The organism is Corallococcus macrosporus, from assembly GCF_017302985.1.
GTDB classification, from domain to species: Bacteria; Myxococcota; Myxococcia; order Myxococcales; family Myxococcaceae; genus Corallococcus; species Corallococcus macrosporus_A.
The window spans coordinates 323,529-336,803 of the sequence record NZ_JAFIMU010000006.1 but is presented as its reverse complement, the minus strand read 5'-3'; the positions used below and the strand labels follow the sequence as shown (position 1 = coordinate 336,803).

At 70.0% G+C, this 13,275-nt stretch carries 12 protein-coding genes and 1 tRNA gene; 9 read left to right on the top strand and 4 right to left on the bottom strand.

Going from position 1 to position 13,275, the window contains the following annotated elements:
• Nucleotides 1-80 precede the first annotated feature (80 nt).
• The 7 genes from JYK02_RS11145 (at nt 81) to JYK02_RS11115 (ending at nt 7,079) form a co-directional block, all read left to right on the top strand.
• A complete protein-coding gene (locus JYK02_RS11145) occupies nt 81-1,769 on the top strand; it encodes a HEAT repeat domain-containing protein (RefSeq protein ID WP_207050904.1) in 1,689 nt (562 codons plus the stop codon).
• 47 nt (nt 1,770-1,816) lie between these two features.
• On the top strand, nt 1,817-3,871 hold the full coding sequence (locus JYK02_RS11140) for an ATP-dependent helicase (RefSeq protein ID WP_207050903.1): 2,055 nt from the start codon (nt 1,817-1,819) through the stop codon (nt 3,869-3,871).
• A gap of 153 nt (nt 3,872-4,024) precedes the next feature.
• Nucleotides 4,025-5,650 (top strand): Hsp70 family protein, encoded by a 1,626-nt coding sequence (locus JYK02_RS11135; protein ID WP_207050902.1) that lies wholly within the window; start codon nt 4,025-4,027, stop codon nt 5,648-5,650.
• A 9-nt stretch (nt 5,651-5,659) separates the two neighbouring features.
• A complete protein-coding gene (locus JYK02_RS11130) occupies nt 5,660-6,085 on the top strand; it encodes an SCP2 sterol-binding domain-containing protein (RefSeq protein WP_207050901.1) in 426 nt (141 codons plus the stop codon).
• Nucleotides 6,086-6,105: 20 nt separating this feature from the next.
• The gene (locus JYK02_RS11125; RefSeq protein ID WP_207050900.1) at nt 6,106-6,402 is read left to right on the top strand and encodes a hypothetical protein; all 297 of its coding nucleotides are present in this window, start codon (nt 6,106-6,108) and stop codon (nt 6,400-6,402) included.
• Between the two features lie 72 nt (nt 6,403-6,474).
• Nucleotides 6,475-6,546, top strand: a tRNA-Val gene (locus JYK02_RS11120).
• A gap of 242 nt (nt 6,547-6,788) precedes the next feature.
• On the top strand, nt 6,789-7,079 hold the full coding sequence (locus JYK02_RS11115; protein WP_207050899.1) for a hypothetical protein: 291 nt from the start codon (nt 6,789-6,791) through the stop codon (nt 7,077-7,079).
• A 101-nt stretch (nt 7,080-7,180) separates the two neighbouring features.
• Here the strand turns inward: JYK02_RS11115 and JYK02_RS11110 are convergent, their stop codons facing one another.
• Nucleotides 7,181-8,176 carry a TerC family protein gene (locus JYK02_RS11110; protein ID WP_207050898.1) on the bottom strand — a complete coding sequence of 332 codons (996 nt, stop codon included), beginning with the start codon at nt 8,174-8,176 and terminating at the stop codon, nt 7,181-7,183.
• Nucleotides 8,177-8,534: 358 nt separating this feature from the next.
• Here JYK02_RS11110 and JYK02_RS11105 point away from each other — a divergent pair, with 358 nt between their 5' ends.
• On the top strand, nt 8,535-9,575 hold the full coding sequence (locus tag JYK02_RS11105; protein ID WP_207050897.1) for a carbohydrate-binding protein: 1,041 nt from the start codon (nt 8,535-8,537) through the stop codon (nt 9,573-9,575).
• Between the two features lie 207 nt (nt 9,576-9,782).
• Nucleotides 9,783-11,402 (top strand): Rieske 2Fe-2S domain-containing protein, encoded by a 1,620-nt coding sequence (locus JYK02_RS11100; protein ID WP_207050896.1) that lies wholly within the window; start codon nt 9,783-9,785, stop codon nt 11,400-11,402.
• Nucleotides 11,403-11,404: 2 nt separating this feature from the next.
• On the opposite strand, the gene uraH is transcribed toward JYK02_RS11100, so the two are convergent.
• The 3 genes from uraH to alc are packed head-to-tail and all read right to left on the bottom strand — an operon-like array spanning nt 11,405 to nt 13,274.
• On the bottom strand, nt 11,405-11,746 hold the full coding sequence (uraH, locus tag JYK02_RS11095; RefSeq protein WP_207050895.1) for a hydroxyisourate hydrolase: 342 nt from the start codon (nt 11,744-11,746) through the stop codon (nt 11,405-11,407).
• Complete coding sequence (gene uraD, locus JYK02_RS11090; protein ID WP_207050894.1) at nt 11,743-12,255, bottom strand: 2-oxo-4-hydroxy-4-carboxy-5-ureidoimidazoline decarboxylase; 513 nt, start codon at nt 12,253-12,255, stop codon at nt 11,743-11,745. Before uraD ends, uraH begins: the two co-directional genes overlap by 4 nt.
• Nucleotides 12,252-13,274, bottom strand: a complete 1,023-nt coding sequence (gene alc, locus JYK02_RS11085; protein ID WP_207050893.1) for an allantoicase — start codon at nt 13,272-13,274, stop codon at nt 12,252-12,254. Before alc ends, uraD begins: the two co-directional genes overlap by 4 nt.
• Between the last annotated feature and the right edge of the window lies 1 nt (nt 13,275).

The following is a 13,275-nucleotide window of genomic DNA, read 5'->3' as shown; positions in this document are numbered from 1 at the left end:
AGGCAAGAAAACCACCCAGGCAGCCGGGCGGGGCGGCTCCGGTTTTCGACAGGGGACGGGTGGGGTATTGCTGGAGGGGAATGCCCACCTTCCGCCGCGCCCTCGCCCTCGTGCTCCTGGCCACCGGTTGCTCGCACACGTCCTTCGAACGGGCCAGCGAGCAGGACACCGTGCAGGCCTACCAGGACTTCCTGCGCGAGCACCCGGATGACCCCGAGGCCCTGACGGCCCAGGGGCGCATCGAGGGACTGGAGTTCGACGAGGCGAAGCGGCTGCACTCGGTCCTCGCCTACAAGCGCTTCCTGGAGACGTACCCGGACGCGCCGCAGCGGCAGCGGGCGCAGTCGCTGCTGGAGGGCCTGCGCTTCAACGCGGCGAAGGAGGCGGACACGGAGGCCGGGTGGCGGCAGTTCCTCGCCGAGCACCCCGACGGCGCCCACCGCGACGAGGCGCGCGCCCGGATGCAGGCTGCCCAGGAGCGCGACGTCCAGACGACCACCGACCTGAAGCGCGTGACGCAGCTCCTCCAAGGCGAGGTCGCGGGCGCCCGCCGCGAGGAGCTGGAGCGCAAGCTGGACGACGAGTCCTTCGCCCAGGCGAGCGACGCCGGGAAGCTCTTCGCCTACCTGCGCGAGTTCCCCGCGGGCGCGCACCGCGAGGAGGTCCGCGTCAAGCTGCTGGAGCTGGAGGTGGAGGGACTGCTCGTCTCCGGCCTGGTGGACGAGGCCGAGGCGAAGGTGAAGACCCACCCGCTGGGGCCCAAGCTGACGGGCTTCCCCGCGCGCCTGGCCCGCGCCCGCGCCGAGCAGGGCGCCCTGTCCCGCACCGAGCCCGCCGCCCGCGCGATGCAGGCGGGCCACTACCTGCGCGACCTGGAGGACCTGAAGCGCGCGCTGGTGGCGCCGGATCCGCTGGACCGCTGGCAGGCCGCGGAGGAGCTGGGCCAGCACGTCTCCGTGCGCGCGATGGATCCGCTGCTGGAGGCGCTGCGCACGGCGCGCAATCCGCTGATCCGGCAGAACGCGCTGTCGTCGCTGCGCTCGGTGCTCTCCGCGCTGCCCGCCCCCGTGGCCGCCTACGAGGTCGCGGTGCGGCTGGAATCCCTGCGCGAGCGCGCCAGCAGCCCGGAGCTGTACATCACCGTCGCGGCGCTCCTGGACCTGAGCGGCCAACTGGAGCAGGCCGCGAGCCAGTACCAGCGCGTCTATGAATCCGGCGGCACGGATCCGCTGGTGCTCTGGCGCTGGGTGCAGTTGCGCGAGCAGCGCCATCAGGCGTTCTCCTCCGCGGTGGCCGCGCGGCAGCTCGCGGTGTGGGCGCAGACGACCGCGCGCGAGGAGACCGTGTCGGCGGAGGGTGGGGTGCCCCTGGCATCGGCCCGGCAGCTCTGCGCGGCGGTGGTGGACGCGCGCTTCGCGGCCCAGGCCATCGCCCGGGTGCACAGCCAGAAGACGGAGTTCCCCGAGGACCTGGACACCTTCGAGCGGACCGCCCAGGACGCGGTGCGGCTCGCGGAGGCGAAGCTCGCGGACGCGGAGCTGCTCCTGCGCCAGCAGCATCCTGGCGTCCGCACCTGCGCGGATCAGCAGGTCGCCGAGCGCCTGTCTCAGGGCGTGAAGGAGCGCACCCAGGCGCTCCAGCAGGCCTCCAGCGCGAAGCTGCCCAAGCCCGTGGGCACGCTGCTCCTGGAGCTGGCCCGCGAGCGCGATCCCTCCCCGGAGGTCCGCGCCGCGGCGGCCTCCCGGTTGGCTGGATCCACCCCTCCCTGAGACGGACTGGCGGACCCGGCCGCGGCGGTTAGAGTCCCAGCCCCCCCATGGCCGCCCCCCTGCCGCTGATCCACGCCGTCCCCTCCGGAGCGCCCTCGCGGCGCCTGGACCTGGACGGCGCGCTCAACGACGAGCAGCGCGCGGCGGTGGAAGCAGGGGAGGGGCCCGTGCTCGTCATCGCCGGGGCGGGCTCCGGCAAGACGCGCACGCTCACGTACCGCGTGGCGCGCATGCTGGAGCGGGGCGTCCCGCCGTCCTCGCTGCTGCTGCTCACGTTCACCAACAAGGCCGCGCGCGAGATGATCCGCCGCGTGGAGGAGCTGGCCGGCGGCTTCGCGGACGTGGGCAGCCTGCTGGGCGGCACCTTCCACCACGCGGCGCACGTGCTGTTGCGCCAGCACGCGGTGGCGCTGGGCTTCTCCACCGGCTTCACGGTGCTGGACCGCGAGGACGCGCGCGACCTGATGGCCACGTGCCTGGCGGAGCGGAAGCTGCGCAGCGACAAGCGCTTCCCGCGCCCGGACGCGCTCCTGGACCTCGTGTCACTGGCCACCAACCTCCAGCAGCCCGTGTCGCAGGTGCTGGTGGACCGGCGCCGGGAGCTCTTGCCCGTGGCCCCCGAAATCTTCGCCACCGCGCGCCGCTTCCAGCAGCGCAAGGCCCAGCTGCACCTGATGGACTACGACGACCTGCTCGCGCACCTGAAGCGGCTGCTGGAGGACCACCCGTCCATCCGCGCGGAGCTCACCGGGCGCTTCCAGGGCGTGCTCGTGGACGAGTACCAGGACACCAACCGCCTCCAGGGCGACCTCGTGGACCTGCTCGTGGGCGAGCGCAGGAACCTCACCGTCGTGGGCGACGACTGCCAGTCCATCTACAGCTTCCGGGGCGCGGAGTTCACCAACATCATCGACTTCCCCCAGCGCTACCCCGGCTGCGGCATCTACCCGCTCACGCGCAACTACCGCTCCACGCCCCAGGTGCTGCGGCTGGCCAACGCCGTCATCGCGCACAACACGCGCCAGTTCCCCAAGGCGCTCGTGTCCGACGGCGCGCCCGGCCCCGTGCCCCAGGTGGTGCCCACCCGCGACGTGAAGGCCCAGGCCGCCTTCGTCGCCGAGCGCGTCCTGGAGCTGCGCGCCCGGGGGCACCGGCTGGAGTCCATGGCGGTGCTGTACCGCGCGCACCTGCACTCGCTGGAGCTCCAACTGGAGCTGGCCCGCCACGGACTGCCGTTCCGCGTGCGCTCCGGCGTGCGCTTCTTCGAGCAGCCCCACGTCAAGGACGCGCTCGCCCACCTGAGATGGGCGCACAACCGCGCGGACGAGATGGCCTTCAAGCGGCTCGCGCGGAAGCTGCCCGGCGTGGGCACCGCCAGCACCGAGCACCTGTGGACCGCCCTGGCCGCGCTGCCCCCGGAGCTGTCCCTCGCCGACGCGCTGGCCCACCCGGACGTCCAGGCCCAGGTCCCGGGCAAGGCGCGCACGGGCTTCCAGCGCTTCCAGGCGCTGATGACCACGCTGTCCGCCAATGGCTCCCGAGGCCCCGGCGCGCTGCTCGCGGATGTGCTGGCGGCGCGCGTGCCCCCGGCCACCCCGGACGGGGAGGACCCCCGCGCGGAGGACCTGCGCCAGCTCCAGGAGTTCGCCGGCCGCTTCGAGGACGTGCCCCGTTTCCTGTCCGCCATCGCCCTGGTGGCCGAGTTCTCCGCGAAGGCCGCCATGGACGGCGAGCCGCCCGACGACGTGCTCACCCTCACCACGGTCCATCAGGCCAAGGGGCTGGAGTGGGGGACCGTCTTCGTGCTGGGGCTCGTGGACGGGCGATTCCCCCTGTCCCAGGCCACGCGCGACCCGGAGGACGAGGAGGAGGAGCGCCGCCTCTTCTACGTCGCCGTCACCCGGGCCCGGGAGGCGCTGTGGCTCGTGTACCCCCACACCTCGCTGCCCCGGGAGGACGGACGGCTGCTGCTCACCCCGTCGCGCTTCCTGGCCGAGCTGCCGTCCGGTCCTGACGCGGTGTGCGAAACCCACCCGCCCCCGGAGCCCGACGGGCCCATCCGCCTGCGCGACCTGGGGCCGGATCCCGACCGCGAGCTGTAGCGCCCTGGCTGGAATCCGCTCCCCGGCTCGGCAGCCGGGCCAGAACTACAGTCAGGGAGGAAGCGTCCGCCTAGAAACGCGCACGCGACGGCTCGACGTGCTAGAGAGTGAGGACGGGCGCGGCCTCCCCCTGAGCTGCGCACGTTGACCTTCATGGCGGACAGACCTCGCATCGTCGGGATTGACCTGGGCACCACCAACACCCTGGTGGCGTCCGTGCGCAACCGCATCCCGAAGATCGTCCCCACGGACCGCGGCAACCTCATCCTGCCCTCCGTGGTCGCGCTGTCCGCCAAGAACGACCTGCTGGTCGGCGGCGTGGCCAAGGACCAGATGGTCACCAACCCCAAGAACACGCTCTGGGGGACCAAGCGGCTGATCGGCCGCAAGTACCACTCGAAGGCGGTGGAGGACCTCAAGGGGTACTTCCCCTACGACATCGTCGAGGACCCCAACGGGGATGCCGCCGTGACGATGGGCGGCAAGCTCTACACGCTGCCGCAGATCTCCAGCTTCGTGCTGTCGCAGCTGAAGACGATCGCGGAGCAGTTCCTGGGCGGCCCCATCGACGCGGCCGTCATCTCCGTCCCGGCCTACTACAACGACAACCAGCGCAACGCGGTGAAGGAAGCGGGGCGGCTGGCCGGCTTCGACGTCAAGCGCATCGTCAACGAGCCCACCGCCGCGGCGCTGGCCTACGGCTTCAACCGGGGCCTGGACCAGAAGGTCCTCGTCTATGACCTGGGCGGCGGCACCTTCGACGTCAGCGTGCTGCACCTGGCCGGCAACGTCTTCGAGGTGCTGGCCACGGGCGGCGACTCGTTCCTGGGCGGCGCGGACTTCGACAACCGCATCATGGAGTACGTGCTGGAGCGCTTCCGCGACGAGACCAAGGTCGACCTCACGGAAAGCCCCATCGCCCTCCAGCGCATCAAGAACGCCGCGGAAGCCGCGAAGATCGACCTGACGCTGATCCCCAACGTCGTCATCGACCTGCCGTACATCGAGGAGCGCAAGGGCAAGCCGCTGGACCTGCGCATCCCGCTGACCCGCGACTACCTGAACAACCTCACCGGCGACCTGGTGGACCGCACCTTCGACATCTGCGACCGCGTGCTCGCGGAGAAGGGCATCAGCCGCTCGGAGATCGACGAGATCATCCTGGTGGGCGGCCAGAGCCGCATGCCGCTGGTGCAGCAGAAGATCCAGGCCCACTTCGGCAAGGCCCCGCGCAAGGGCGTGCACCCGGACGAGTGCGTGGCCCTGGGCGCCGCGCTGCTGGGTGACTCGCTGGGCAGCATCGACGCGGTGACGCTCCTGGACGCGCTGTCCATGCCCATCGGCTACGCGATGCCCAACGGCCGCGTGAAGCGCATCATCGAGAAGAACTCGCTCATCCCGATGGTGAAGAGCTTCCGCCTGCCGCCGCCGCAGCAGCCGGGCGCGCCCTTCATCGAGCTGGACATCTACCAGGGCGACAGCGACCTGATGGTGGACAACGAGTACCTGGGCACCGTCCGGGTGCCGGCGGCCGCCGCGGGCCGGAAAATCGACTTCCGCCTCACCGAGGAGTGTCTCCTCCAGGTGCAGGTGGAGGACGCGAGCGGCATGTCGCGCAAGGTGGACCTGGCCACCCGCGACACGCCCGAGCAGTTGAAGAAGGCCCTGCAGGAAGTCGCCTCGCGCAACGCGCAGGCCGCCCCGTCGAGCAGCAGCGGGGCGAGCAACGACGACCGGGGGCTCTTCTCCAGCATCAAGAGCATCTTCCGTAGGGGGTAGGGAGGCGCGATGCCGAAGTTTCCGTCGAAGGAGTGGCTGGACGAGGCCGTCCGGCTCACCAATGCAGACCCGGAGTGCGCCGTCGCCGGCAAGGGGTGGAAGGGCGACTTCGGGGCCATCATCGACGCGGAGAAGGGCAAGCTGGACAAGCCCTTCGTCATCCACGTGGAGCCCGGCGAGTGCGACATCAAGCGCGCCCGGGTGCTGGCGGATCCCGACGACCTGGAAGAGCTGGAGCCGGTGTACCTGGCCCGCGCGCCGTATTCCGTCTGGAAGCAGCTCCTGCTGGGCACGCTGGACCCCGTGGAGGCCGTGCTCAAGCGCCGCATCTCCATGCGGGGGGACCTGCAGCCGCTCATTGAACGCATGCGCTACAAGGGCATCGCGGACCGCGTCTTCGCCGCGCTGAAGACCGAGTTCCCCGACGGCCCCTGAGGGGCCAGAGGACCGCCACCATGGGCATCCGGGACGACTTGAAGAAGCAGGCGCTGGGGCTCTCCAGCATGGCCATGGAGAAGCTCATGGCCGACGAGAAGCGCGCCCTGGCCGTGGCCGGGGCCATTGGCCGGGTCCAGCGCGGCAAGCAGGCCCTGGACCGCGGCCAGGAAGAGGTCATGAAGGCCCTGCACTTCGCGCCGAAGGGGGACTTCAAGGCCGTGGGGAAGCAGCTCGCGGGCCTCAAGCGCCGCCTGCGCGAGCTGGATGAAAAGCTGGAGGCGCTGTCGGAAGAATCCTCCTCGAAAATGCGTTGACACTCGCGCAGGCGAATGGCACTTATCGCCGCGTTCGTTGCGCAGCGGTGGCGCGGCGGGCGGCAGACAGCAGGGCGCGTAGCTCAGCGGTAGAGCACTGCCTTCACACGGCAGGGGTCGCAGGTTCGAAACCTGCCGCGCCCACTTCAAACAAGAGGCCGTGAGTCCCCAGGGGCTCACGGCCTTTTGCTTTTCCACCTCCCAACAGACCGCTGTTCCCCCCGGACGGAGATGCCCGTTCGGTGCCGCACGCGGCGGGGCCGCAGTGTCGGGTTCCGGTGGAATCGGCGGGGGCGGGGCGTGGCTCGCGATCCACGGACTGTGCGACCTTCACGGCCGTGCCCAGGACATTGCGATTCACGTGGGATCAGCAGGGACGGGCGGTCGTGAGTGGCCTGCCGCCCGACGACGTGCTGGCGGACTACCTCGCCCAGGAGCTGCGGCCGGACTTGAACCGGGCGCAGGGGATGTTGCGCGTGCTGGCGGCCCTCCGCCAGGGACGGCGCGACCGCTGGGACGTCACCGGCGACACCTGGAGCCTGGAGCTCAACCGGGCCCGGGCCTCCATCCACAGCGAGGTGGCCATCCCCGGACGCTCCCAGGACCTGCCCCTGGAGGAGTTCGAGGACGCCATCCGCTCGTGGGCGGAGTTCATGGAGCTGTCGCGGGCCCTTTGAAAAAAGAGGCCCGAGCCCTCATGCGCTTCGAGGGCCCGGGCCCGGAGCCCCACACCCCATGGGACCCACAGCCGGAAAAAGTGTGTGTGCCGCGGAAGGCGTCAGCTCTTCGCGGGAGCCGCCGTGCCCGGCGCGTCGGGCGACGAGTCGCCCTTGGGCGCGTGCGGCGGCGTGTTCTTCGCCTTCACCAGCGAGGCCACGATGCTGGCGCCCAGCACCAGCGCGATGACGCTCAGGGAGATGGCCGGGGACAGGTGCACCACGTCCACCAGCGCCATCTTCGCGCCCACGAAGACGAGCACGCCGGACAGGCCGACCTTCAGGTAGGTGAACTTCTCCATCGCGCCGGCCATCAGGAAGAACAGCGAGCGCAGGCCCAGGATGGCGAAGATGTTCGACGTGAAGACGATGAACGGATCGCGCGTCACCGCGAAGATGGCGGGGATGGAGTCCAGCGCGAAGAGCACGTCGGATGCCTCCACCAGCATCAGCGCCATGAGCAGCGGGGTCGCCAGCCGCCGGCCGTTCTCCACCGTGATGAAGTGCTGCCCGTGGAAGTGCGGCGTGGAGGGAATCACGCGGCGGGCGGTGCGCATCAGCCAGCCGTCCTCCGGGTGCTCCTCATGGTTGCGCTGGATGAAGAGCTTCACGCCCGTGATGATGAGGAAGGCGCCGAAGACGTAGATGAGCCAGTGGAAGCGCTCCAGCATCGCCACGCCCGCGAAGATCATCACCGCGCGCAGCACCAGCGCGCTCAGGATGCCCCAGAAGAGCACCCGGTGCTGGTAGAGCGCCGGCACCTTCATCGTGGAGAAGATGACGACGAAGACGAAGATGTTGTCGACGGAGAGCGACTTCTCGATGAGGTAGCCGGTGAGGAACTCCATGCCCGGCCCGGAGCCGTAGCGCCACCACAGGAAGGCGTTGAAGGCGAGCGACAGGCTCACCCACACCGCGCTCCAGGCCCCGGCCTCCTTGAAGCTCACCGTGTGGGCCTTGCGGTGGAACACACCGAGGTCCAGCGCGAGCATCGCGAAGACGAAAGCGATGAAGCCGCCCCACATGACGGGGCTGCCGATGGTTTGGAAGGAGTCCAAGGCGTTCACCTGGGGAAGGCACGGGGAGCCAACCCCTCTCAAATAGGAGCGCCGGCACTCTTCGGCAAATAGAGAATCCGTGCGCGACGCTTCGGGAAAACGGAAGTATCGCCCGGGGGGGGCCGGACGGACAGGGGCTCTGGGGCCCCTTGTCGCGATGGGAAGTGTTCACGGCGGCCGGGGTTTGCAAAGGCCCCGGCTGAGAACGCTTTCACCGGGCCACCGAGACCAGCCGAGCGCCCGAACCTTCCGTAGCACGTGAGCCCGGAGGCGTTGGCGTGGGTGATGAGGGCCGCCGGCGAAGGCGTCGCGGCCGCTGCCCGTCGCGTGGCCCCCGTGCACGGATACCCCCTGCCCGATGCGGAACCGATTTGTCTTCACGTCCAGCGCGCTGCTGCTGGCGCTCCATGCCTTTGGTTGTGGCGCGAGCCCCGAGGGCGACACGACGAGCCCGACCGGCGAGGTGAGCACCCCCGCGCCCAGCCCCGCCCCCGGCGTCCCGGCGACGCCCGAAACCGAAGGGACCCTGGAGCCCGTCCCTTCGGAGACGGAGGCCCCGGCGGATCCCTCCACGCCCGCGCCCACCGCGCCTCCGGAGGCGAGCCCCGCTCCCGCGCCTTCGGGCGTGGACGGCTTCGGCGTGACGATGCTGTACCCGTCCAAGGCGGGCGGTGAGGCGTGGGCGCTCGCGGACGACGCCACGGCGGACAAGCGGTTTGATCCGCAGGGCACCATCACGCGCAACGCGGACGGCTCCTGGAAGATGAAGAGCACGAAGGTCCGCATGAGCGCCTACCCGGCCTCGGGCTACGACGCGAAGCAGATCCCCACGTACGACCGCGACGTGCTGGCGGGCCGCGGCTACATGCAGGCCGCGAACGACTGGAAGAACATCGAGATGACCGGCTTCGTGAAGGTCAACGCGGTGAACAACACCCAGGACAACTTCGCCTGGTACGCGCGCGGCGGGAAGCACAACGACACCAACGCCGGCTGCGAGGGCAGCAGCTACAAGGGCGGCCTGCACTACGACGGCCGCGTGCGCTGGGAGAAGGAGACCTGGCACGTGTCCTACGACCAGGCGCCGTACAAGCCGGCCACCTCCGCGCTGAAGGGCCGCTGGGTGGGCTTCAAGGCCGTCATGCGCAACGTGCCGGGCACGAAGAACCCGGAGGCCGTGAAGCTGGAGCTGTACCTCAACGACAACGCCGACAAGGTCAGCTGGACCCAGGTCTATGACATGACCGACGACGGGGCCTGGGGCGGCGACGCCCAGCACTGCGGCGGCTCCGTGGCGGCCATGCCCATTACGTGGGGCGGGCCCATCGCCACGTTCCGCTGGGACAACGCCACGGACGTGGACTTCAAGTGGCTGAGCGTCCGGGAGATCCAGCCCTAGTCGGGCCGCACGCTTCATGTCCTGAAGGCATCAGGGGAGGGGGACCCGCACGGTCCTCCTCCCTTTTTTGTGTTCGCGGCTGGACGGGAGGCGCGTGCGCTTTCCGACAGGAGGGGCGCTCCGGGGTGCCGCTGGCGAAGGACTCCCTAGCTTCGCAGCCTTGCTGACGCCGGGGCCACGGGCCCCCTTACTCGAGGGACGACGTTCATGCGGATCACCTTCCTGGGTCATGCGGGCTTCGCGGTGGAGACCGCCGGAGCGCTCGTCGTCATGGACCCGTGGCTGACGCCCCAGGGGGCCTTCGACTCCGCGTGGATGCAGCTGCCGCGCAACCACCACCTGGCGCCGCGCGTGAAGGAGCTGCTGGAGACGCCGGGCAAGGAGCGCTTCCTCTACATCAGCCACGAGCACAAGGACCACTTCGACCCGGAGTTCCTGGCCACCATCGCCAGGCGGGACTTCACCGTGCTGGTGCCCAAGTTCCGCCGCTCGGAGCTGCGGGACATCTTCGAGAAGTACGGCTGCAAGCGCGTCATCGCGTGCGAGGACTCGCGCGAGATTCCCATCAAGGGCGGCTACATCAAGCTCTTCGTGTCCGAGCAGGGCACCAACCGCGACTCCAGCGTGATGGTGCGCGGGGACGGGCAGTGCTTCCTCAACATCAACGACTGCAAGATGCACGACCGGCTGGTGCGCGTCATCGCGGAGGAGGGGCCCATCGACGTCTTCTCCGCCCAGTTCTCCGGCGCCATCTGGCACCCCACCTGCTACGAGTACCCGAAGGAGACGTACTCGGCCATCAGCCTGAAGAAGCGCGACAGCAAGTTCGAGGCGGTGGCGCGCGCGCTGGACGTGGTGCAGCCCCGCGCGTACATCGCCGCGGCGGGCCCGGCGGCCTTCCTGGACCCGGCCCTCTTCAGCCTGAACTTCGAGGACGTGAACATCTTCCCGCGCGCGCCGGCCCTCTTCTCCTACCTGGAGAAGCGCCTGCCCACGCTGCCCACGCGCTACCTGGAGCCGATGCCCGGGGACGTGCTGGACGCGGGCTCGCTGGAGTTCGTGTCCCAGGTGCCGGAGCGCGTGACGACGGAGAACTTCAAGGACTACCTCCAGACGTACGCGAAGGACATGGCCTACGTCTTCCGCGAGCGCCGCCGCAACCTGATGCGCGAGGAGGTGGACGAGATCCACGGCCGCCTGCGCGTGGAGCTGCAGCGCAAGCTGGACCTGCTGGACCTGCACGACCGCGTGGGCATGCCGCTCTACGTGGAGCTGACGGAGGCCCCCACGCGGCTGTTGCGCGTGGACTTCAAGCAGCGCCGCGTGGATGAAGTGACGGAGATGCGCGACAAGAGCCGCTACGCGATGAAGGTGAACGCGAGCGACATCGTGCGCGTGCTGGACCGCAAGCTGAACTGGGAGGACTTCCTGCTGTCCTTCCGCCTGCGCCTGTCCCGCAACCCGGACGTCTACGAGCCCGTGCTGCATGGCTTCCTGGGCGTGGAGGTGGAGGACATCCGCGAGTTCTGCGACGGCATCCGCGCCACGGAGTCCCAGAAGGAGCGCACCACGGTGGATGCCGGCGGCAAGCGCTTCACCATCCAGCGCTTCTGCCCGCACCAGGGCGCGGACCTGGCGGAAGGGTGGGTGGAGGAGGGGCGCTACGTCGTGTGCCCGCGCCACCGGTGGCAGTTCGACCTGCAGAACGGCGGCGCGTGCAAGACGAACAACTCCACGCTCTGCGCGGAGCCCGTCGCGGACAAGCCGGAGGGCGGCAAGGTGGAGCGCGGCGGCGACAAGGCGCCCGTCGAACCGCCGCGCGTCTGACTTCAGCTACCCCGGTAGGTGGAGAAGCCGAAGGGGCTGAGCAGCAGCGGGACGTGGTAGTGCTCGTCCGTGGCGGTGATTTCGAAGAGCACCTGCACGGACGGGTAGAAGCCCCGCTGCCCCCGGGCCTGGAACCAGGCCCCGGTGTCGAAGGTGAGGCGGTACACGCCGGGCGCAAGCTTCGTGTTCGCGCCCGACAGGTCCTTCACCCGCCCATCCGCGTTGGTGACGCCCCGGGCCAGCTCCCGGAAGTCTTCACCGGCGCGGGCCTCCAGCGTGAGGGACAGCCCTTCCGCGGGACGGCCCGTGCTCGTGTCCAGGACATGCGTGCTGAGGGTGCTCATGACGCGAGGAGCTTCTCCAGTCGGATGCGGGTGATTTTCGCCTGCTCCCCGGCGGCGATCTTCAGCTCCTCCTCCGGGGTGTGGTGCATGCGGTCCTGGAGCAGTTCGTTCATCTCCGCCGCCGTCTTTCCGGTGGCGCAGACGAGGAAGATGAAGCCGTAGCGGGCCTCATAGTCCCGGTTGCCCTGGGCCAGCGCCTGCAACACGCTCTCATCCGCGCCGGCCACGCCCTTCTGCTCCTGTGACGACCACTGCGCGGTGGAGGCGAACTTCTCCCGCAGCTTGGACACGTCGCCGATGCGCGGGTGGTGCGTGAAGGCCTCCAGCCAGTCCTCCGGCCCCGTGCGCGCCCAGGCGTCCGCGGCCTCCGCGTACAGGTGCTCCGCGTCGCGGAACGGGCGGACGGCCAGCATCCGCTGGACCCACTTCGTGCTGCCGCAGCAGCGGGTGAAGGCCTGGGTGGCCTCCTCCGTCGTGGCCGTGTTCAGGCGCTCCAGCGGCGTGGTCACGCCGGCTCTCCGAAGAGGCGCAGCCGGCTGACGCCGCCATCCGGGAAGATGTTGAGGCGCACGTGGGTGATGGGGCCCACGTCCTTCAGCTCCTTCTCGAAGACGTGGCAGTGGTCCGCCTGGAGCTTCGACTGCGGCAGCAGCTCCTTCCACTTCAGGTGCGTCGCGTTGGCGAAGTCCAGCAGCGGCTCCTCCAGGAAGATGCCCTCCAGCGAGCAGCGGTCCGGGAAGTTGCCCTTGAAGAAGTGGGTGTCCACCTCCGCGCGGCGCAGCGTGCCCGCCGTGGCCAGCTTCACGACGATCCAGTCGAAGCCCGGCACGCGCTTGCGGCGCGTCTCCCAGCCCTCGCCCATGTTCGCCGCTCGGCCCGGGAAGATGAGGTTGTCCTTCGTGCCGAAGAACTGATCATTGCACGTGACGACGGAGCCGCCGTTGGCCGCCGCGGCCAGGTCCACGAGCCCCGCCTGCTTGAGGGCGTGCCAGTCCGGCAGCACCTGCCCGTGCACGCGCAGGCGCGCGACGCCGCCGTCCGGATAGATGTTGAGGCGCACGTGGGTGAAGCGCCGCTCGTTCGCCACGGCGAAGAGGTTGCGCGAGCCGCCGCGCAGGCGCTGCTTGGGGACCAGCTCCGTCCAGCGCGACACGTCCTCCGCCAGCGACTCCGGCGACGGGTCTCCGTCCACCTCGCACGCGTCCAGGGAGGCGTACTCGGGGAAGTTGCCGATGAAGTGGTTGGTGTCCACGTCGATGCCGTGGATGGCGCCGGGCAGGCCCAGCTTCACGATGCACCAGTCATAGCCGGGCACGCGCTTGCGGCGCGTCTCCCAGCCGTCCATCCACTTGCCGCGCTCCGTGTACTTGTCCGCGATGAAGACGCCGCGCCCGGGCTCCAGCATCGCTTCCTTGGGCGCGAAGAACTCGTCGTTGGCCAGCAGGGCCTTGCCGCCCACCTTGCGTGCGGCCAGGTCAATCAGGTCAGCGAAGGCGACGTGCATCGTCCCGGGTGCTTCGGCTTGCATC

Excerpts from the sequence above, each read along its gene's own strand:
- JYK02_RS11145 (WP_207050904.1), top strand. The coding sequence starts at position 81 with ATGCCCACCTTCCGCCGCGCCCTCGCCCTCGTGCTCCTGGCCACCGGT.
- JYK02_RS11140 (WP_207050903.1), top strand. The coding sequence starts at position 1,817 with ATGGCCGCCCCCCTGCCGCTGATCCACGCCGTCCCCTCCGGAGCGCCC.
- JYK02_RS11135 (WP_207050902.1), top strand. The coding sequence starts at position 4,025 with ATGGCGGACAGACCTCGCATCGTCGGGATTGACCTGGGCACCACCAAC.
- JYK02_RS11130 (WP_207050901.1), top strand. The coding sequence starts at position 5,660 with ATGCCGAAGTTTCCGTCGAAGGAGTGGCTGGACGAGGCCGTCCGGCTC.
- JYK02_RS11125 (WP_207050900.1), top strand. The coding sequence starts at position 6,106 with ATGGGCATCCGGGACGACTTGAAGAAGCAGGCGCTGGGGCTCTCCAGC.
- JYK02_RS11105 (WP_207050897.1), top strand. The coding sequence starts at position 8,535 with ATGCGGAACCGATTTGTCTTCACGTCCAGCGCGCTGCTGCTGGCGCTC.
- JYK02_RS11100 (WP_207050896.1), top strand. The coding sequence starts at position 9,783 with ATGCGGATCACCTTCCTGGGTCATGCGGGCTTCGCGGTGGAGACCGCC.
- uraH (WP_207050895.1), bottom strand. The coding sequence starts at position 11,746 with ATGAGCACCCTCAGCACGCATGTCCTGGACACGAGCACGGGCCGTCCC.
- alc (WP_207050893.1), bottom strand. The coding sequence starts at position 13,274 with ATGCAAGCCGAAGCACCCGGGACGATGCACGTCGCCTTCGCTGACCTG.